19 protein-coding genes are annotated in these 19,557 nt (G+C 47.8%); 13 read left to right on the forward strand and 6 right to left on the reverse strand.

Annotated features, from left to right (window positions below):
- Positions 1–189: 189 nt before the first annotated feature.
- Entirely contained in the window at positions 190–888 is a 699-nt protein-coding gene (locus tag G8759_RS30210; RefSeq protein ID WP_167216668.1) for an outer membrane beta-barrel protein, read from the reverse strand.
- Between the two features lie 307 nt (positions 889–1,195).
- Here G8759_RS30210 and G8759_RS36080 point away from each other — a divergent pair, with 307 nt between their 5' ends.
- A complete protein-coding gene (locus G8759_RS36080) occupies positions 1,196–1,333 on the forward strand; it encodes a LytTR family transcriptional regulator DNA-binding domain-containing protein (protein WP_317166795.1) in 138 nt (45 codons plus the stop codon).
- Between the two features lie 27 nt (positions 1,334–1,360).
- Positions 1,361–4,393 (forward strand): sensor histidine kinase, encoded by a 3,033-nt coding sequence (locus G8759_RS30220; protein ID WP_167216670.1) that lies wholly within the window; start codon positions 1,361–1,363, stop codon positions 4,391–4,393.
- Positions 4,394–4,491: 98 nt separating this feature from the next.
- Here G8759_RS30220 and G8759_RS30225 read toward each other — a convergent pair whose 3' ends face one another.
- Both G8759_RS30225 and G8759_RS30230 read right to left on the reverse strand, forming a co-directional pair.
- A complete protein-coding gene (locus G8759_RS30225; RefSeq protein WP_167216672.1) occupies positions 4,492–4,959 on the reverse strand; it encodes an Hsp20/alpha crystallin family protein in 468 nt (155 codons plus the stop codon).
- A 55-nt stretch (positions 4,960–5,014) separates the two neighbouring features.
- Positions 5,015–5,275 carry a hypothetical protein gene (locus G8759_RS30230; RefSeq protein ID WP_167216674.1) on the reverse strand — a complete coding sequence of 87 codons (261 nt, stop codon included), beginning with the start codon at positions 5,273–5,275 and terminating at the stop codon, positions 5,015–5,017.
- Between the two features lie 427 nt (positions 5,276–5,702).
- Here G8759_RS30230 and G8759_RS30235 point away from each other — a divergent pair, with 427 nt between their 5' ends.
- From G8759_RS30235 to G8759_RS30250, 4 genes are all read left to right on the forward strand, one after another.
- A complete protein-coding gene (locus tag G8759_RS30235; protein ID WP_167216676.1) occupies positions 5,703–6,536 on the forward strand; it encodes an ABC transporter ATP-binding protein in 834 nt (277 codons plus the stop codon).
- Positions 6,537–6,642: 106 nt separating this feature from the next.
- On the forward strand, positions 6,643–7,437 hold the full coding sequence (locus G8759_RS30240) for a hypothetical protein (protein WP_167216678.1): 795 nt from the start codon (positions 6,643–6,645) through the stop codon (positions 7,435–7,437).
- Positions 7,438–7,439: 2 nt separating this feature from the next.
- Positions 7,440–7,811 carry a GntR family transcriptional regulator gene (locus tag G8759_RS30245; protein WP_167216680.1) on the forward strand — a complete coding sequence of 124 codons (372 nt, stop codon included), beginning with the start codon at positions 7,440–7,442 and terminating at the stop codon, positions 7,809–7,811.
- Positions 7,812–7,885: 74 nt separating this feature from the next.
- A complete protein-coding gene (locus G8759_RS30250) occupies positions 7,886–8,629 on the forward strand; it encodes a hypothetical protein (RefSeq protein WP_167216682.1) in 744 nt (247 codons plus the stop codon).
- Between the two features lie 76 nt (positions 8,630–8,705).
- Here G8759_RS30250 and G8759_RS30255 read toward each other — a convergent pair whose 3' ends face one another.
- Positions 8,706–9,509 (reverse strand): methyltransferase domain-containing protein, encoded by an 804-nt coding sequence (locus G8759_RS30255; protein ID WP_167216684.1) that lies wholly within the window; start codon positions 9,507–9,509, stop codon positions 8,706–8,708.
- A 292-nt stretch (positions 9,510–9,801) separates the two neighbouring features.
- Between G8759_RS30255 and G8759_RS30260 the strand changes: the two genes are divergently transcribed.
- The 7 genes from G8759_RS30260 to G8759_RS30290 all read left to right on the forward strand — a co-directional run bounded on the left by G8759_RS30260 (position 9,802) and on the right by G8759_RS30290 (position 16,341).
- Positions 9,802–10,485 (forward strand): porin family protein, encoded by a 684-nt coding sequence (locus G8759_RS30260; RefSeq protein ID WP_167216686.1) that lies wholly within the window; start codon positions 9,802–9,804, stop codon positions 10,483–10,485.
- A gap of 256 nt (positions 10,486–10,741) precedes the next feature.
- A complete protein-coding gene (locus G8759_RS30265; RefSeq protein ID WP_167216688.1) occupies positions 10,742–11,722 on the forward strand; it encodes a c-type cytochrome in 981 nt (326 codons plus the stop codon).
- Between the two features lie 158 nt (positions 11,723–11,880).
- On the forward strand, positions 11,881–13,212 hold the full coding sequence (locus G8759_RS30270) for a glycosyltransferase (RefSeq protein ID WP_167216690.1): 1,332 nt from the start codon (positions 11,881–11,883) through the stop codon (positions 13,210–13,212).
- A gap of 209 nt (positions 13,213–13,421) precedes the next feature.
- Positions 13,422–14,765, forward strand: coding sequence for a sensor histidine kinase (locus G8759_RS30275; RefSeq protein WP_167216692.1), 1,344 nt, complete (start codon positions 13,422–13,424; stop codon positions 14,763–14,765).
- Between the two features lie 163 nt (positions 14,766–14,928).
- Positions 14,929–15,447 carry a hypothetical protein gene (locus tag G8759_RS30280; RefSeq protein ID WP_167216694.1) on the forward strand — a complete coding sequence of 173 codons (519 nt, stop codon included), beginning with the start codon at positions 14,929–14,931 and terminating at the stop codon, positions 15,445–15,447.
- A 165-nt stretch (positions 15,448–15,612) separates the two neighbouring features.
- Complete coding sequence (locus G8759_RS30285; RefSeq protein ID WP_167216696.1) at positions 15,613–15,897, forward strand: hypothetical protein; 285 nt, start codon at positions 15,613–15,615, stop codon at positions 15,895–15,897.
- A gap of 234 nt (positions 15,898–16,131) precedes the next feature.
- Positions 16,132–16,341, forward strand: a complete 210-nt coding sequence (locus G8759_RS30290; protein ID WP_167216698.1) for a hypothetical protein — start codon at positions 16,132–16,134, stop codon at positions 16,339–16,341.
- Positions 16,342–16,519: 178 nt separating this feature from the next.
- On the opposite strand, the gene G8759_RS30295 is transcribed toward G8759_RS30290, so the two are convergent.
- Together G8759_RS30295 and G8759_RS30300 are read right to left on the reverse strand one after the other, a co-directional pair.
- Positions 16,520–17,938, reverse strand: a complete 1,419-nt coding sequence (locus G8759_RS30295; protein ID WP_167216700.1) for an efflux RND transporter periplasmic adaptor subunit — start codon at positions 17,936–17,938, stop codon at positions 16,520–16,522.
- 95 nt (positions 17,939–18,033) lie between these two features.
- Entirely contained in the window at positions 18,034–19,539 is a 1,506-nt protein-coding gene (locus G8759_RS30300; protein WP_167216702.1) for a TolC family protein, read from the reverse strand.
- Positions 19,540–19,557 lie beyond the last annotated feature (18 nt).

The raw sequence follows: 19,557 nt of genomic DNA on the forward strand, positions 1-19,557 counted from the left end.
GCCCCAAGCCTTATTCAGCCTATTTTAGACATAAGCTGTTGGCATCTGACTCCATTTGAATTACTCTACTGACAAATCTGCTCTTTGAAGAGAAAGCAGCACACGCTTCCAAATCGGGATCTATCTGATTTTTCTGACTGAAAGCAAAATCAAAGTCAATCAGAAAAATCAGATAGATCCCAATTCAAATTACAGTTTCAGGCCAACAGCCCATACGCTTGCATCGGGGCCTTCGCCCGACCGGAAGGGGCTATTTGGCTCATACCGGAAAAATAGTTTCGCACTGCCCCGGAAACCAAGTTCGCTCGTCAGACCCCAGCGAACAGGATTCAGGTTGTAGGAACCATGCGTCCGAACGACCGATCCACCTTCTGGTTTTACTTTCGTGTAGCTGTCCAGCCGCATCCCAACATAAGCCCCTGCTCCTACTGTCAGTCCTGACTTAAACCGCAGATTCAGGATTACCGGCAGATTGAGTTGGGTTGTCACTAACTTCGACCGATGCAGATCGACATTAGCAGCCTCAATCACGAGTTGATTATTCTGCTCAACCAGTGTGTTGCGACCTTCGAACATGAAGTTGTTCCAGGCAATCTCCGGGCCGGTTACTAACCGCAGTTTTGTAGAACCAGTCGTGAGGAGTGGAATGCGTTTCTGCCAGCCCAGCGCAATAAAGCGAGAACCAATCGGCCGTAAATCATAGCCCGCTGGCAGCGAACCACCGAAATTGTTAAAGCCTACGTAAATACTGAAATCAGAGGTGATTCGCTCGACGGTCCGGCGTGGTTTCGAAACAGAATCCGTAGAAATGATGACCGTTGTCTGGGCGAACGTAGCAGTCGAAGCAGCAACTAAAGCGGCAGTGAAGAGGTGTTTGAACGTTTTCATGGTTGTAATCGGAGTTAAGAGTTTAGGAAATTTGAAGTTTATCAAGTTCAGAATTGTATTCCTTGTGTTATTTGACAGGAAGATGTAAGAACTCGGTAATCAGGTTGCATGAAACTTCGAATATTTCTTAAACTCTTAAATCAACTATAAGTCAATCAACTCATAATCAACAAATTATATATCAATAATTTTTCACTCCAACTACAAACCTATAAGATCTTTGAGACCTTATAGGTTTAAACAAGAAAGCATTCTAACGTTGTAAAACCTGAAGAGCCTGGAAGAAAAACTTTCGGGTAATCAGTTCATTCGCGTACACAAATCTTATATTGTTGCTGTAAACCAGATTGAATCAATCGAGCGAAACAGGATTTACATCGGGAAAGCGGTCATTCCCGTTGGCAATACGAATCAAGATGTGTTTTACCGGATCATTGAAGGCTGATTTAAAGGCCAAAACCATAAAACGGCTTTGAAAACGTCACCTGCTAAGGGCTTTTGTTCGTTCATCCTGTTGCTATTCCTGAACGGATTCGTACTCGGGCAATCACCTAACCTGACGTTTCAGAAACTCAGTACAAAAGACGGCTTGCTGTCTAATTTTGTATCTGCGATTACGACCGATGCGAAAGGGTATCTTTGGGTAGCGACCCGGCGCGGGCTATGTCGATACGATGGCTATACGTTCCGGCAAATACCGGAAAGCCAGGTCGGGGCTGTCAATAGCCTTAGCCGTTTACCAAACGGTTCATTGGCTGTTTACTGGAATAATGCCGGTTTGTTCATTGCCGATCAGGATGGTCAGTCAATTACACCCGTCGACTCGGTCGACTTCACGGACCCCGACCCGGTCAACGACCACTTTAATAACCTCTTCACCGATTCGCAGGGAAATCTTTGGTCGAGTAGCTACGGACTTGTACGCAGGTATGAAATCGCGACAAAAAAACACTATTACTACACGATTAAAGGAACAGATCAGACTGGTGAGGGGAAACATTTCTTTGAAGATCATCAACACAGACTCTGGATTCTGAGCGAACGGGGGTTGTATCGTTTTGACCGTAAGAAGAATTCTATGTACTGCGTTTTAGGCCCGGAAGCAGTCAATCCGGCAAACAGAAAAGCGCTGCATCTTTCTGCTATAGCCGAAGACAATACGGATAATCTTTGGTTAGGAACGCCTAATGATGGCCTCTTTCAGTACCAGCCCGATCAGGAAACGCTCCGCCACTACCCTATCTCGGGGATGATTCGGAGCCTGGCTTTCGTGGTCGGTTCATCGGGTACAATGACACTTTGGCTGGGTTGCGATGATGGTTTAAAAATTTTCCAGCCTAAGCTGGAGACTAGTATAACCGTTGATGGATTACAGGGTGTTTCCGTACAACAAATCAGTCCTGATACGGGTAACGGCATTATCTGGTTAGCCACCAACGATGGGCTTTGGCAGTATCGGTCCGGAATTTCTGCCATACAAACGGTTCTGCTCCCAGAATCGATCACTCAAAAAGCGGTGATTGTCAAAGCAATATTACCCGACTCTGCCGATACCTACTGGCTAGGCTTATCGCATTCGGGCGTGCTGCGCTGGAAACGGGCCACCAATACGTTTCAGCTTTTCCGCTATCCGGTCGATGCGATAACGAATACGCTATCGTGGGTAAACGGTACTCTTTGGGCTGCCACCGACCAGGGCATTTTCCAGCTAAACAAGACTGATTTTAAGGCTGTTAAACTGTCATCCCGATTTTCATCGCCTTCTATTCAGAAAGTACTGGCTGATCGTCATCAACGCGTATGGGTGCTTCATAAAAACGAGGGCATTCAGGTATTTGACCTCAATACCCTGCGCCCGATTTCGCTCTGGAATGAACAAAAAGCTCGTGAACTCTGGGCTACAAATCGCTACCACGATCTGACGGAGTCACCTGATGGCCGAATCTGGATAGCGGCCTGGTATCCGAAAAGTTTTGGCATGATCGGGTATAATGAACGGGAACGCCGATTGCAGGAACTGGCTGATTTTAATAATCATAAGCAGTTTATCGGCGATTATTTCACCCGGGTATCAGTCGGGAAACAGGGCCGAATGCTGTTCGCTGGTGGAGGAGGTGTCAATACGACCGATACCAACGGAAAAATAGACAGCCTGCGCTCTGTTTACAGTGGTCTGACCCCAGAGTTAGCCGATGATCAATGCTTTGGTGTTGCCGAAGATAACGGCAATCGACTATGGATCGGCACCGGAGAGGGCTTACACACCTTCAATCCAGCCACCCGCCTGATCAGACGATTTACGGAAGTAGATGGCTTGCTCTCCGACGACGCCACAAACGGGTTTGCCATAACGCCAAACGATTTGTTGCTGGTTGGTCAGCAAAATGGGTTCAATCTGATCGACATCAACCGATTACATCAACCTACTCCCCTGCCACCGCTAACGGTTGCCAGTATGCAGGTCAACGGGCAATACAAACCCGTTATTCTAACAAAACCATTACTGCTGGCAAACAGCGAGAATGATCTTCGCTTTACGTTTACAACCCTGAGCTTCGGGCCAGTCAGTACGATACGTTTTCGTTACAGGCTAACTGATCGTTCGGGTTGGATCAATCTGGGGGTAACCAATGAGCTCAATCTAACGAACCTGAAATCAGGCGACTATACATTAGTCGTTCAGAATGGCGACGACACGGGCCGCTGGAATCAGAACGGCATTACGATTCAATTTGAAATTGCCCCAGCCTGGTATGAAAGCGGTTTGTTCAGAGGTCTGGTATTGCTGGGCCTCCTCGGGCTTTTGTATGGTTTCTATCGTATGCGTATTGGTCAGGAAAGGCGACGCAGTGAGCTGACGCGCCAGCGGGCCGAAGCCGAAACGCGGGCTTTGCGGGCGCAGATGAATCCGCATTTTATTTTCAACTGTATGAATACCATCGACGCCTATATTCTGACTAACCGGCCGGATGCCGCATCGATCTTTCTTCAGAAATTTTCCCGGCTGGTTCGTCAGGTTCTCGAAAACTCCCGCGAAACGCTGATCCCAATCAGGCAGGAACTCGAAACATTAACGTTGTATATTGAACTGGAAGAAGAACGCGCCGATCATCGATTTAGTCATACGTTTGCCATCGATCCAACTGTAGAGACCTGCCTGATGCCCCCCTTATTACTGCAACCATTCGTCGAAAATGCCATTTTACATGGCTTACGGCATAAAACTGACGGGCCAGGCATATTGATTGTTTCTATCCAGCAGACTGAAAATCAATTACGCTGCCGGGTTGAAGACAATGGCATTGGCCGCGCAAAAGCCGCAGCCATACATGCGCAAACCAGAAGGCAGCCTCACCAATCACTGGGTAGCACAGTTACGACCGAACGGGTTGATTCGCTGCAAGCCCTTTACGGTACAGAAGCCAGTTATTCTATTATGGATCAAAATCCAGTTACCCGAACAGGAACGATTGTCGACATAAAACTGCCACTGATACGGCAGTAAACCATCCGGTTCATCGCGGAATCAACGTGAACTTATTGAAAAAGGCCAGTCCTGTACACACAGTCTGGCCTTTTTGCTCATCTTACCGATCTAATCGCTTATCCTACCGTGATTGTTTGCGCAGGTTTGTTGGTAGCCGGATTTTTGGGCAGAACGACTTTCAGAATGCCCTCGGCATAGCTGGCCGAAATCGTTTCAACAATAACTTTGTCATTCAGCCGAAATGACCGCTCGAACGAACCCACGCTATGCTCCTGATACGTATAGTTACCCTGAGCGGTCGATTCGGAGTTTGTATCCTGATTTGAGCCTGGATAGGCAATCGTCAGTATGTCGTCTTTGACGGTCAATGTTACGTTCTCTTTAATAATACCGGCCGCAAATAATGAAATAACATAGTTGTCGTCGGTCTCTTCAATGTTCACCGGCGGTTGAAAAAATCCCCCCGTATGGCGTCCCCAGAAATTACCAAATCTACCCCGGCCTTTGAAGCCACCGAATTTACCCCGGCCCATTGAGCCGCAACCCCCTTTATAGTCTGATTGAAATGCCTGATTGTGATGCATGATTGTGTTCTTTACTGTTGTGTTTACGTTTTATGTTGTTGTTTTCCTGTTCTGCCTAGTTGATGGGAATCACACGGCTAAATCCACGCTGGTTCATGGGTGAACGGTAAGCAGGATTGTCGATTGAAATAATCTCGGTTGATTGCCAGCCTCCCTGCCTCAGTCCACCGAACGCCCGGCCCATCAGCCGCCCGCCAACAACCCGGATCAACAGGAAGCCTACCGAAGCAATCAGGACTAATTTCAAAACAATCGTTACCAGAAACAGGGCCAACCCGGCCATCAGGGCTATGCCCGCTATTCGCCAAATATTCATGTTGTTATTTTGTTTAAAGATTTCTTACGCTTGAGTTTCGCTACAGGCCTGTGTTCGCTGCTTCAAAGGGATAGTCGCAATAGGGGCGATTAATATTTTAAATGGTTATGATTTTTTTAGCAGGCATTTATAATTGGCGACCTTCCAGTCAAAATATTAATCTGACTATCAATATCTTATTCATAAAAAAAATAATTGAGTAGCTAAAAAAAATTTGTCTTGAATTGATTGAGCAATACTTTCTAAACAGCCATTTGGTCACCACATAAAGCTCAATATTTGTTTATAGATCTTTCACCAGGGGTGATGACACGGTCATAGTTTGATAGACCTATCAAAATAAAATCAGCGTTTTACTTGACATTAAACCGATAAATCCTCAGCATTGCAGTGTATTAGTCAAGTAGTACACTAAATCAAACAATCAATGCTAGACCTTAACAACCTGACGTTCGGATACAGTCGAAAAAAACTGGTTTTTCAGAATCTGAGTCTGTCGTTGAAACCGGGAACCATTTATGGATTATTGGGTAAAAACGGAGCGGGCAAATCGAGCCTGTTACGACTCATGGGCGGCCTGCTCTATCCCATTGCCGGGCGAGTCAACGTGGCAGGGTTTGAACCTCGAAAACGGCAACCCTCCTTTTTGCAGGAACTCTATTTTATTCCGGAGGAAATTTATCTGCCGTCGATAACCGTCCAGCAGTACATCGATACAATGGGGCCGTTTTATCCAAACTTCAGTGATTCACAGTTCCGTCGCTACCTGACGGAATTTGATGTGCCGCAGGACCAGAAGCTAACGGCGATGTCGTATGGACAAAAAAAGAAGATTATTATCAGTTTTGGCCTGGCCGCCAACACCCGTATTCTGATCATGGATGAACCGACGAATGGGCTCGATATTCCATCGAAAAGCCAGTTTCGCAAAATTGTATCCTCTGCCCTCGACCCCGACCGGCTTATCCTGATCTCGACTCACCAGGTTCGCGATCTGGACAATCTGATCGATGCGGTGATTGTTCTCGACGAAAGCGAAATTCTGCTCAATCATTCGCTGGCCGACATTTCCGATCGGCTTCTGTTCAATACGGTATCGACGGTTATGGAAACCGATCATGTTTTATATGCTGAGCCGTCGTTGCGGGGGCAGGCCGTTGTGATGGAAAACCCAGCGCAGGAAGATAGTAAGGTCGATCTGGAACGGCTCTTCAATACGGTGGTTACTAACCGGGAGCGGATTAAAGTCCTTTTCCAATGACGACCATGGGCGTATATGCTGTCATTATTCTGCTGTTAACTGCTCTGATGGGCACTGTTGTTCCTTACTGCTTTTCGCTGGCTATTTCTTTCCTCATCCCTGCACTATGAATCAAACTTTCGACTTCCGCCGATTTACTTTAGTGCTTCGTCTGCACTTATTCGAACATCTCCGTACCTACCTGATGGGCATTGGGGTATTAGTTGGCGTCTGGATACTGATGCTCGCACCCAGTACTGCCAGAACTGCTCACTACAGCGAGAGCATCTATCGATTTCATGGAATTCTCTTCAGTTTTATCCTTGGCGGGGCTGGTGCCTGGTTTGCCAGTGAGCTATTTCGGGTCGTGAGTTCGCCACTCAGGGGGATTCCTTACCTGACACTGCCAGCGTCGCAACTGGAGAAATACCTGGTTGGGTTACTGATGCTATTGTTGTTCGTTCCTGTTTTTATTGGTGTTTTTTACACGGTAGAAGGAATCTGCTTCTTCATAATCAACAGCCGAATTCCCGCAAACGAGCCTCACTATCAATTACTTGATTTGCTTGGACCGAACATTCCTTTTGACTTTCGCTACCTGTCGTGGCTAACGCTCCCCTTTTTCTTTTTGGGATCTATTTACTTCACAAAAGTGCCATTTGTCAAAACCAGCATCATCGCCTTTTTGATCTACTTTGCGATCATCTTCCTGAATGAGTTTATTATCATCCAGTTATTCCCGGCTCGCGAACGTTACGGGTCGACTCCGTTCGTGGAAGTATTTTTCTTTCAACAGACTGGGGGCAGATACAATGTAGAGTTGACAGGAATCCCCAAACTTATTATCAATGCAATTTTGTTGCTGGTAGCGCCCGTGTTGTGGTTTATAGCTTACGTCCGCTTCACAGAAAAAGAACTGTAATTATGGATTTTCGAGAGAAACAAGCCATTTACCTGCAAATCGCTGATTACGTATGCGAGAAGATTTTGCTGGGACAATGGCCACCGGGCGAACGTATTCCGTCGGTTCGGGACCTGGGTATTGAACTGGAAGTCAATCCCAATACGGTTGTTCGGACGTATGATTTTTTGCAGCAAAAGAGCATCATTTTCAACAAGCGGGGCATCGGCTACTTTGCTGCCGACGATGCGAATAATCGTATTACAGCCTATCGTCGTGAGCAATTTCTGGAAACGGAACTGCCCGTTTTTTTCCGCACCATGTATTTGCTCAATATCGACCTGAAAGAAATTGAGCAACGGTATGACGATTTCGTTAAAGCTGAATTTAACTAAGTAACCGCAATCCTGTTGGTATGTGGATAACTGCAAAGACTTATCCACATACGGCACTGTTCTCACCTATAACTATGAAAACAAGTAACAAACTGTTGATAAGTCTGCTGGCAATGGGTTTACTTACGCTGGTTGGTTCTGTGATGTCTTTACGGGCTGAACACGACAAGATTGATTTCAATGACCCATTCTATGGCTTTTCAACAACGCCAATCAAACCATTCAGCGTATTGAAAATAGAAGGTATCAAACTTGGTGCCCTCTCTACTGGTGCGGTGCGAATCGAACCAGAAAAAAGTCCGGCCAATTCGGGCGACAGCTACACAACCGTTGGTATAGAGGCCGGAAAAACGTTTGAAATACGGGTGCAGAAAGACAACATAATTCCGTTTACCCATCGCCTAGTAGGTGATACGTTGATTGTTCGCTACGAACCCGAGTTCTACTTCCGACGAATCAAGGGTGGCGACGCATTCGATAATAAACCGTTTGTGTATATAATCGCCCCTTCGGTACAGAATCTCATCGCAACCGCATCGACCTGCAAACTAGCAGGATTCACGACCGACAAACTGGTTATTACGATGACTAACGCACGAGTGCTTATTAGTAAAAGTACAATCAACGATCTGACGACGACGGGCCAACGGGGAAGTCTGCTGCAAACGGCTAAAACCAACCGCATCAACACGGCTACGGTTGCCTCCTACGACAGCACTGGCTTCATTGCCGACCATGACATTTTTGGCTCACTGGCTTTACAGAACGACAGCGCTGCAACCCTAAAAATACCGGCATCACTACTAAAAAAACTGTAGGCGGCCGACGTACTCAATCCGATAAATCAGGCACCATTTCCCGGAGACCTAGCGCATGATTTATCGGATTCAATGATCATTGCTTGGCTTCTACAGCCAACATATAGACCGTCATTGACTCACCAACGGTTTGAATCCAGTTGTCATAATCAGCAATCGCCCGTACGCGTAATTCTTCCGAAATATAGCCCGAATTGACAAGCTGAAGGCCACGCAACTCCGCAACCTCGGCCCACAACCGACTGGCTACGGCAAAGGTCGGGTCCGTTTTTTGGGCGAGTTCAGATTGATTTTCTACCCGAATGTCCGTAAAGCCGATCGTACTCATCAGATCAGCCAGATGGTCGGCAATGGCATTGTCGAAACCCGCGTCCTGTCGCCATTTCAGGAAAGCAGCATAGAAGGTTTTCATGGCTTCTGGTGGCTCAGGATGCCAGCTAATCTTCTCGTGGTTAAAATCGAGCACCGACAGATAACCTCCTGGCTTTACGAATCGCTTCATATTAATAAGGGCTGCCTTTGGGTCGGCTAGCCATTGCAGTGTTCGCGCAATGGTGATCAGATCAAATCGCTCATCGGTATCAAATGTATAGATATCACCCTGCCTAAAATCAAGGCCCGGCAGACTACCCGAATTTTGGCGCGCCTGTTCGATCAGTTTATCGTTTGGATCTATGCCTAGAATTCGACCCGTTGGGCCGACTTTCTCCGCAATGCTGCGCGTTATCGCACCCGAGCCACAGCCAACATCCAGTACCGACAGCCCCGGCCGCAGGTATTTCAACAAATTCTGATTGGCGTTCTCGACGGTTCGTCGCTCCAGAACTGGGTTATAAGCGGCAGGCATGGTAGCCCGCTCGGTAGCGGTTTGCTCAGACATGTGCGTGAAAATTAAGATTGGCAAGTTCGCATTTATTCGAACGCCAGCCTATCAGTCGGCCCGATACCGCACCTGTCTACTCCACGAATGTGCCTTCTATGGAGATGCACAGACAACTCCACGAATTTGCTTCACTTCCTATAACCAGATTATACCGATTCAAGTCCTACAAGTTACAGTTCATGCAGCTGGCAATTGATTTCTCCTGGCCAATCATGCCAATTTTGGTCCAGCAACCGCCACAAACAGCGGGTCATGTCAATCAATCATCCTCTTTTTAACAACGCGTCTAATGAAACCCTATTTACTTTCTTTATCGCTGCTCATGATGAGCGGCTTTGCAGCTTCGGCCCAAATGTCTACCCGCTTTGCGCAACCGTCGGCATCAACAACCAAATCTACATCGGCCGCTCAACCGGTAGCACACAACATGGCTTCTTCGCCTAAAGTCGTTTCCGCGCCACAAAAGCCAGTCACTACGCCCGGCGCGTCGGTGCGTACTATGCCTGCGCAATCATCCGGCGATCGTCCACTTTACATCAATGCCGGTATTGGTCTGGGTGCCTATACGGCTGGTGGTATTCCGATTGGCGTATCGGTAGAGAAAACGATTCAGAATAACATCTCGGTAGGTGGTTCTGTCGATTATGCCCGCTATGGCTATAATTACAGCGGTTACAGCTGGCACTATACGTTCGTTTATGTGGGTGCACGGGCTTCCTATCACCTTGGCGAATTACTCAATACGGGTAACAAAAAATTTGATCCATACGCTGGTGTATCACTTGGTTTCCGCCATGCTTCCTACAAAGACACATACGGCTACAGTGGCGATTATTACAACCCTTACTCAAGCGGTTTATACCTGGGCATTCATGCGGGAGCCCGCTACATGTTCAGCGAAAAGATTGGTGGCTTTGCCGAAGTTGGCTACGGCGTTTCGGCCCTTCGTTTAGGTCTTACAGCGAAATTCTAACAGGCAGTAACCAGTCAATTAGGAACATCAAATAAACTCGTCTGATGCTTTCAACAGCACAGGTCTGGCAGGATTAGGGGACGTTTAAACGAGCTGATGGCCGACTTGCCACAGCTCGTTTTTTATCAGGTATCTGCATCACTTCAGCAGCGGTTTCTACCACTTCACCGGCTTTTCTATTGCCATCAGGCTGCTTTAAAGGCCACTTTTGCCACGCCTTTACCGGCAATCTGAATCACTCTCTTTACCAGAAACCATGAAAAAAATCGTTAAAATTCTGGGAATCATTGTTGGCTGCATTGTTTTGGCTGCCGTTGGTTTCTGTACCTATGTTGCTCTGACGGGGATTCCCTCTTATGATCCTCCGGCCGCCCCTCACCTGACGGTTCAAAAAACACCGGCCCGAATCAAGCGCGGAGAAGCAATTGCCCATATTCTCTGCATTCAGTGTCATGCCGCACACGATAACCGATTGACGGGCAAAGCAATGCACGAATTGCCCGAACTATTCGGGACGCTTTACTCGCCCAATATCACGCAGGACAAAAAAGCGGGCATTGGCAACTGGACCGATGGCGATCTGAAATACTACCTGCGCACGGGGGTGCGACCCGATGGTACATTTGCACCTATCATGCCCAAATTCCCGTTGATGGCTGATGACGACGTTGAATCGATCATTGCCTGGTTACGCTCTGACCGGTTTGAGGTTCAGGCAAGTCAGCAGGAAGCGCCGGTTTCAGAGTATAGTTTCGTCACAAAGTTTCTGGCCCACACCATGATGGGTGCCAAGCCCTATGAACCAACGTTTCAGACCATTCCTGACAGCACCGACGAAGTGGCATTCGGGCGGTACATGGCCAATGGGTTAGCCGACTGCTACAGTTGTCACTCAGCCGATTTTACGAAACAGAGCCGCGAGCATCCCGAACAGTCGGCGGGTTTCTACGGCGGGGGTAACGAGATGAAAGGCGAAGGCGGGAAAACCATTTTTTCGGCCAACCTAACCTTTGATGAACAGACTGGAATCGGCAAAAAATACACAAAGGCACAATTCATTAAGGCCGTTAAAGGCGCAGTTCGCCCTGATGGCTCCATACTGCGGGCACCAATGGGCCCACACCCAACGCTGACCGACTATGAAGTTGGGGCCATTTACGAGTACCTCAAAACAATACCGAAGATTCATAACGACGTTGCCAGGAAGAACGCCGATGCTCAACTCGCAGCGAAGTAACCGATAACGAACTGCTTCGATCAAACGCTTGTAAGAAGCAGTTCGTTGCCGAAGTTTACCGTTTCAACGACAAATAACTCTTAGCAGTGGTTAGCGATCTGCATCTTTGATTCATAATAGCCACGCAGGCACTATTCCGCTTATTAACAACAACTACAATGAACAACAAACGTATCCTTTTTGCCACCATGCCCATGGATGGCCACCTGAATCCACTAACGGGCCTTGCCGTTCATCTTCAGCAAGTTGGCCATACCGTGCGCTGGTATACAGGCCCAACTTATGCCGACAAAATCAAGAAGTTGGGTATTACCTATTATCCGTACGGCAAAGCCCAGGAAATTAATCAGCTCAACATGGACACGGTATTACCCGAGCGGCAAAAAATAAAAAGCTCCATTGCCCGGCTCCGTTTCGATATCAATAACGTGTTTCTGCTACGGGCTCCTGAATTTGTCGAAGACCTGCTGGCCATTCACGAAGAGTTTCCTTTTGATCTGCTGATCTGCGATGTGTTGTTTACTGGCGCTCCTTTCATTAAGCAGTTACTCCATATTCCAGTAGTGGCCATCGGTGTTGTACCACTGGGCGAAACGTCGAAAAATCTCCCTCCTACCGGCATGGGCCTTGAGCCGGCTACTTCTATGCTGGGGCAACTAAAGCACCGGTTTCTGCGCTATATGACCATTAATCACCTGCTGAAACCCTGCACAGACCTGTATAATAAACTACTGGCTCAACATGGCTTACCAGCGACAAAGGATTTCGTGTTCGATGCTTTTATCCGCCAGCCCGATCTGTATTTACAGAGCGGTGTGCCCTCTTTTGAATACCCACGCAGCGATATAAGCCCGAATGTGCATTTTGTTGGACCAATGCTTCCCTACAGCAATGGCCACAAGCATCCATTCAAGCAAGTTGCCGAGGTCGAACAATACAAACGTGTTGTACTGGTTACGCAGGGAACGGTTGAGCGAGATCCCGAAAAAATAATTATTCCTACTCTGGAAGCCTACAAAGGTGATTCTGAAACGTTGGTTATTGCCACGACTGGTGGCTCACAAACGGCCGAATTGCGTGCCCGCTTTCCGCAAAAAAACCTGATTATTGAAGAATTTATCGATTTCAATGCGGTAATGCCTTATGCTCATGTGTATGTAACGAATGGTGGCTACGGCGGAGTTATGCTGGCCATTCAGAACAACCTGCCTATGGTTGTAGCAGGTGTTCATGAGGGTAAAAATGAAATTGCAGCACGGGTTGGCTATTTCAAACTGGGTGTCAATCTGAAGACCGAAAACCCTAAGCAAGAACAGATCCGGCAGGGTGTCGAACAGGTGCTGGCCCATGAAACGTACCGCCAGCAGGTACGGCGAATGGGTCTTGAATTCCGTCAGTACAACTCAAACATTTTAGCCACCAGAGCCATTTCGGCCCTGCTGAAACAACAGCAAAACGTTAACGATTGGGCTCATGAACTAATGTCATAGTCTGATTTGAAGCCGGATTCAGGATACCAGTCCATCCTGAATCCGGCTTCAAATTAATACACCCATACCTGGTCGTTTCACATCCGTTTTTTTTCGGTTGATAAACCTGTTTGTCCGGTTCATGGTTAAGACTGCTTGTATGGCAACGACAAAGACGACCTTTGCAAGGTTGTGCCTAAATTTGCCTGCTTACACTGTCATTAGCCTAAATGACTTACGAAACATGGGTCCTGGTATTTCTGGGAATGCTCACAGCCATGCTCCTGTACAATGTCGTGCAGTGGCTCTGGTATCGGGAGCGTGTGTATGGACTGTATACACTCTACATGCTCGTCTGGCTGAGTTATTTCGTACTTCGGAACCCGTCGCGAACCGTTGACTTACCCGGTAATCTCTGGTATTTCCTGCGAACCATTGGACCAATGGTCGCCTATTTTGTTTATTTTGAGTTTGCAACGGCTTTTCTGGAATTAAAAAAACGTAATCCCAGACTGGTTCGGCTGTTTCGCTATGCCCAGGCCGGGTTACTGGCGTACCTTGTTGTGGAGTTGATTTTCTGCTTCGCGACAGATTTGTGGTCGAAACCGATCCACGAAATTGTTCATACTGCGGTTCGGCTTGTCCTGGCGATACTCTCCATTTACATCGTCGTTCGTATTTATAAGCGCCCAAACGCGGTTTCCCGGCTGTTTATAACCGGTTCCCTCTTGTTGGTTTTGGGCGGGGTGGCCTCTATGCTACTTACGCTGTTCTGGCTCGATCTTTCCAGCCCAGACCCTACGCCCTTCTGGCAGGCTCCTCTAACGTATCTGCATATTGGTATTTTTCTGGAACTGCTCTGTTTCTCGCTGGGTCTCGCATACCGCCACCGGCGCGAATCGATCCGCAAGGCGCTGGTCGATAAAGAACTGGCTCACGAGCGTGAACAACGATTGCGCGAACAGGCCGAGACCGACCTGGCCGTTCAGCAGTTAAGGCAGGAAATGACGGAGATGCAGATGCGGGCGTTGCAGGTGCAGATCAGTCCACACTTTCTGTTCAATAGCCTGAATACGCTCTCGTCGCTAATCGCTGATGAGCCCCAGCGGGCTGAGCAATTTGTCGATGAGATGTCCAGCGTTTATCGCTATCTGCTTCAGGCCAACGATCGGGAGTTAACCACACTGGCAACCGAGCTAACGTTCATCCACTCGTATTCACATTTGCTCACGACCCGATACGGCCAGGGCATTCGGGTCGATCTGGATATTGCCGACACGTTTCAGTCCTACCTGCTGCCCCCGCTGACGCTTCAGTTACTTGTTGAAAATGCGGTCAAACACAATGTCGTTTCGGCCAATCGACCGCTTCTTATTCGCATTTCGACCAGTGAAACCGGTGCGCTCTGCATCTGGAACAATTTACAGCGTAAGTTCAACAGCCACACGAAATCTACGCAGAAAGGATTATTGAATATTACAGAAAAATATCGTCTGCTGGACCTCCCCCCTATTCAAATCACCGAAACCGAGGAGTCGTTCGAAGTGGTGATACAACTGATCAAACCGGCCTGACTTTCCACTGGCTTTTCTTTCCGCTTCACGGACTCAAAACGGTGCTTCATCCGCTTGCTGATTGATTGTACCCCCTCCCGACTGCCATCTTTGAACCGTCGACGCAAAAACCACCGTCGACTGCGCCAAAATCCTCTTTTTACAGTAACTACAACAAATACTCATGAAACGATTTAATACCTTTATTCTGGCTGTTACAGCCGTATTATTAGTCTCGCTGTCGGGATGTAAGAAAGAAAATGACACGGTTGTTCAGCCTGATGGAACTACCACTGGAACAGGTTCGCTGGCTTTCGTTGGAAAAAGTCTAATGATGACCTCTTTTCAAATCAGCCCTGCCATCGACATGGATGGCGATGGTAAAATTGATCCGGACCTGATGGTATTTATGCGTCCCTGCGACAAAGACAACACGGTCGTTTTCGAGAAAGGTGGTAAACTATCGGGCAGCAATGGTCAGCTTTCCTGCGCCAATGATCAGACAGACCCCTCGGTCGTGAAACCCAGCACCTGGTCATATAACGAACAGACGAAAGTGATTCGCATCATTAACGGAACTGATGCAACTGATGTATCGGAATGGAAAGTGATCGAAGCTTCGTCGACAACGCTGAAAGTGGAAGTTTCTGTCAAAGAAGACGGCGATTCCCACAAAGCGATTATGAGCTGGAAAGCGGTATAAAGAGTAGCAACTAGCGGTCTTCCAACTTATAGTTTATACGTAATCTTCATGAATGTGGTTGATTACAAACCGATAAGAGACTGTGTAAAAATGGCAACCTGAATAAAAAAAGGAGCCAGTAGGTCTGTAATGTGAATCAAGGGTTAAAAGTGACAAACGCAACGAGTGGGTAAGTTTGTGGAATGCTATAACTACAACTTATTGCCCTCAACGACTACGTTTGCGGCTGCTATGCTACGCACCCAGCCCTACATTTCCAAGGCCATACCTAAAGGCCGTAGCGGCAATAATTATTGCCCCACTTTCACCGATCAGGAACTGATGACAACTTATCTTTTCGGCCTACTCAAAGAACGCTTTACGCTGCGGCAAACCTACGATTCTATCACTGATCACTGGGGCGAAGGTTCCCCGGTTGCCATTCTATCAAGCTGTCATCCATCAGCTTGATAGAATGGCATTTTGAGACGTTGATTGATGAATTGAGTCGGCACTTGCAAAATCGAGATGACGTGCTGCTAACCGACTCCTTGCCCATTATTCTGTCCCGGCGGCCTGAGGCCGCCACCATAGCTCACAATGGGCTGATAAAGGCTATTGTGCCACCATACGACTCTTGTGTCTCGGTGTAAGTGGTATATGGTGGCTACGGACCCATTGGGGTATATACCAATCCCGAGCCTGATGCAACTAACAGCGATTTCGGTCAATGACCTGCCTGCTTTACGCCAACAGGTAGCGCCCTTTCGAGCCGTCGCTTTGGTTGGCGACAAAGCCTATGGGAGTCGTTCGTTACAGGAGGAGCTAGCGACTCATCAAGCCGTTATCCTGCATACGCCCGGTAAAGTGGCCAGCAGTAAACCATGCGTCGATACAGGAAATAAGCTCGATTAAACTAGTCAGCCGATTGAAAGTTTATTTAAGTGGCTCATTATCAAAATTCAGATTCAGCATGGAGGCCGGATACGATCAAAAAAAGGCCTGTTTTTACATTGTTTAGGCCGATTAGCGGCTGGGCTATACATTCTTATGTTTAACCCTAGATGCACATTATTAGGCCTAAAAACAGGTCTTACTCGTCCTTATCCTCTTTCTTCTTATTTTTATTCGGATCACGCTTCGTAATCAGTTCGCCATCTTTGAGCTTCTTTGATACAGCGATAAACGGCCCCGAAATAATCTGTTCACCTGGTTTCAGGCCCGAGAGGATTTCGATGTTCTCAAAGTCGCTAATGCCCGTTTTTACCTCGCGCTGGGTGGCTTTCCCTCCAACATTGACGAAGACAATTTCTTTGGGTTTATCTTTCTTTTCGGGCTGGTCGGCTGGCGGCTGAACGGCGTTATTGTCGTCATCATCCGACTTTTCTTTCTGTCCGGTGGCGTCAATACCAACTCCGCGCGTCGTTACGGCGGCAATCGGAACAGCCAATACACCTGATTTCCGGTCGGTGATGATCTCAACGGAAGCGGTCATTCCCGGCTTAAATGGATAGCCCTTTTTGTCTTTCTGTGCCAATAGGTCAGCATACGAATTATTGAGAATTTTTACTTTTACCTCAAACTCCGTAACAGCATCAGCCGAAACCGTAGCCGCAGCAGCTGCCCCTGACGAACTCGTCAGACCATTGGCGGTATTGGCAATTTCATAAACAATCCCTTTGAATTTACGGCCAGCGGTGGTATAAGAGTCAACTTCAATGTCGGCCGTATCGCCCAAATTAGCGCGAACAATATCGTTCTCGTTCACATTGACGCGCACCTCCATATTTTGAAGATTGGCAATGCGCATGATCTCGGTTCCGGCCATCTGCGACGTACCAACAACCCGCTCCCCTAATTCAATGTTCAGCTTCGATACCGTTCCATTAACGGGCGAGTAAATGGTGGTTTTACGCAGGTTCTCACTGGCATCGCGCTGGCTGGCTTCTGCACTCTGAATATTAAACTGGGCAGCCCGAACATTGGCATTCGCAGCTTCAACTTCCTGCTTCGCTACATTAAAGTTAGCTTCACTGGTTTCCAGGTCAGCCGATGATACCACTTTATCCGTAAAGAGTTTGCGGGTTCGGTCATAATCGGCTTTTGCCCGAATCAAACGTGCGTTCGACTGGGCTACCGATGCCTTCGATTGCTCAAGCTGCGCCCGGCTCTGGTTGACGGTCGCTTTGGCACGAGCCATCATCGATTCATAGTTATCTGGCCGGATACGACACAACAACTGGCCCGCTTTAACCGGGTCGCCTTCATTAACATAGAGACCAATAATTTCACCGGATACATCAGGGCTGATTTTTACTTCGACCTGTGGTTGAACACGGCCAGACGCGCTAACCCGTTCGGTGATATTGATCCGTTTAACGGTGGCAAAATCTACTTCTGTCGATTTAGGTTTGCCAATCATGCCTGTTTGTTTGGCAGCGACTAATCCGCCAACAAGCAGAACAATTATTCCCCCTAATATCCACCAAATCCTGTTTGACTTCTTTCTCATAATGGTTGAATTGTGAACGAGCGAATTTATGAATAGTTTGACGAGAAATCATCCTCGTGAACGCCAGTCCGGTCATTCAACAATTCACACATTCGCTAATTGAAGGCGAGTGGTTTGTTTTGGTAATAGTCTAAAATCTTGGTTCGGAAAACGTAATCGTATTTAGCCTGCACCAGACTAGCTCTGGCGCGGTCGAGATTTGTTTTGGCAATGCTATAATCTGTTGCGTTGATAGCTCCGGCGTTTAATCGGCTCTCAGCAACCTGAAACGCTTTTTCGAGCGATGATACCTGCACTTGTGTCGCCCGGAATTTGTTGGCGGCAGCTCTCATACCGGTGTAGGCCGTTTCAATCTGTTGGCGCAATGTTAGTCGCGTATTCTGGGCCGTTAGTTCAGCAGTCTGTTGCTGGATTTTGGCCGTTGTAACCCGGTTTCGGGACAAATTACCCTGAAAGATCGGAACTCGCAGGAACACGGAGGCCGACTGGCTAAAATTATTTTCGAGCTGACTACCGTACGCTATTCCTTTAATATCGGAGCCCGGAATGTTGGCATAAACGGGGAGCTGATTACCACTTGGATCGGTATAAAAACCAATTGTTTGCTGATTAAACTGACCATTAGGCGATTGACTCAGAGCGGCACTCGAATAAAGCGTGTTCAGGTTTCCATTCAACGATAAGGTTGGATACAAGCCGCCTTTAGCCACCTGAACGCCGAGCGTAGCGCTTTTAACACGCAGATCAGCCCCTTTTACTTCGGGCAGATTCGTAGCCGCCACATCATAAAGTTGCTGCACCGTAGCGGTATAGGGGTCCAAGCCCGGATCTGGCACATTAACGGGTTCAACTTCAAACGCCTGGTTAATGGGCACATTCATAGCCTGAAGCAACGCTACCCTGGCCAAATCGAGCGTATTCTGAGCGGTCACAATATCAACTTCATTACCGGCAAGTGTAGCCCGTAATTCATACAGATTTGCCTCGGGCGCTGATCCGGCATTCACTAATCGTTGTGTCCGTTCGAGCTGCGCCCGTGTCACATCAGCCTGCCGTTGTGCTACAGCCAGTTGTTCCGTACCGGTCAGCACATTCAGGTAATTCTGCGCTACTGTTAACGACACATTGTTTTTTGTTGCACTAAGCTCCTGCTGGCCAGCCTGGAGCGCAAGCTCATTTTGTTTTACCGTATTACGTAGTACCAATCCATTGTATATGGTCACTGACGCATTCAGTTGGTAGTTACTGGACCGAATGGTCTGTTGAACGAATGTATTGTCCTGAGGGTTGATGCTGCGCCCGCCATTAACAGCCTGGTTGGTCTGAAAGCTAGTGGTCGGTAATTGATTTAGTCGGGACTGTCTTAACTGCAAATCGCTGTTGGCGACCGTCAACTGCCCTTGCCGAATCAGAATATTATTTTGCTGGGCGATCTCGATGCACTGCAATAAATTTAGCCGGGCGGGTGCTCCAGCCGCTAACGCTGTAGTAACGTCACCGGTCGACGCTGTAGTGGGCGTACTCTGGGCATACGTTCCTGATAAACTCGTTGTGAATAGCAGAGCAACAACGGCCCCGACTTGTTTCCACGCCACTTGCATGTTCGCTGGATTTTGATG

It is taken from the genome of Spirosoma aureum (assembly GCF_011604685.1).
Lineage (GTDB): Bacteria > Bacteroidota > Bacteroidia > Cytophagales > Spirosomataceae > Spirosoma > Spirosoma aureum.

Coding starts and splice junctions, on each gene's coding strand:
- G8759_RS30210 (WP_167216668.1), bottom strand. CDS start 888: ATGAAAACGTTCAAACACCTCTTCACTGCCGCTTTAGTTGCTGCTTCG.
- G8759_RS30225 (WP_167216672.1), bottom strand. CDS start 4,959: ATGCATCACAATCAGGCATTTCAATCAGACTATAAAGGGGGTTGCGGC.
- G8759_RS30230 (WP_167216674.1), bottom strand. CDS start 5,275: ATGAATATTTGGCGAATAGCGGGCATAGCCCTGATGGCCGGGTTGGCC.
- G8759_RS30235 (WP_167216676.1), top strand. CDS start 5,703: ATGCTAGACCTTAACAACCTGACGTTCGGATACAGTCGAAAAAAACTG.
- G8759_RS30240 (WP_167216678.1), top strand. CDS start 6,643: ATGAATCAAACTTTCGACTTCCGCCGATTTACTTTAGTGCTTCGTCTG.
- G8759_RS30245 (WP_167216680.1), top strand. CDS start 7,440: ATGGATTTTCGAGAGAAACAAGCCATTTACCTGCAAATCGCTGATTAC.
- G8759_RS30250 (WP_167216682.1), top strand. CDS start 7,886: ATGAAAACAAGTAACAAACTGTTGATAAGTCTGCTGGCAATGGGTTTA.
- G8759_RS30255 (WP_167216684.1), bottom strand. CDS start 9,509: ATGTCTGAGCAAACCGCTACCGAGCGGGCTACCATGCCTGCCGCTTAT.
- G8759_RS30260 (WP_167216686.1), top strand. CDS start 9,802: ATGAAACCCTATTTACTTTCTTTATCGCTGCTCATGATGAGCGGCTTT.
- G8759_RS30265 (WP_167216688.1), top strand. CDS start 10,742: ATGAAAAAAATCGTTAAAATTCTGGGAATCATTGTTGGCTGCATTGTT.
- G8759_RS30270 (WP_167216690.1), top strand. CDS start 11,881: ATGAACAACAAACGTATCCTTTTTGCCACCATGCCCATGGATGGCCAC.
- G8759_RS30275 (WP_167216692.1), top strand. CDS start 13,422: ATGACTTACGAAACATGGGTCCTGGTATTTCTGGGAATGCTCACAGCC.
- G8759_RS30280 (WP_167216694.1), top strand. CDS start 14,929: ATGAAACGATTTAATACCTTTATTCTGGCTGTTACAGCCGTATTATTA.
- G8759_RS30290 (WP_167216698.1), top strand. CDS start 16,132: ATGCAACTAACAGCGATTTCGGTCAATGACCTGCCTGCTTTACGCCAA.
- G8759_RS30295 (WP_167216700.1), bottom strand. CDS start 17,938: ATGAGAAAGAAGTCAAACAGGATTTGGTGGATATTAGGGGGAATAATT.
- G8759_RS30300 (WP_167216702.1), bottom strand. CDS start 19,539: ATGCAAGTGGCGTGGAAACAAGTCGGGGCCGTTGTTGCTCTGCTATTC.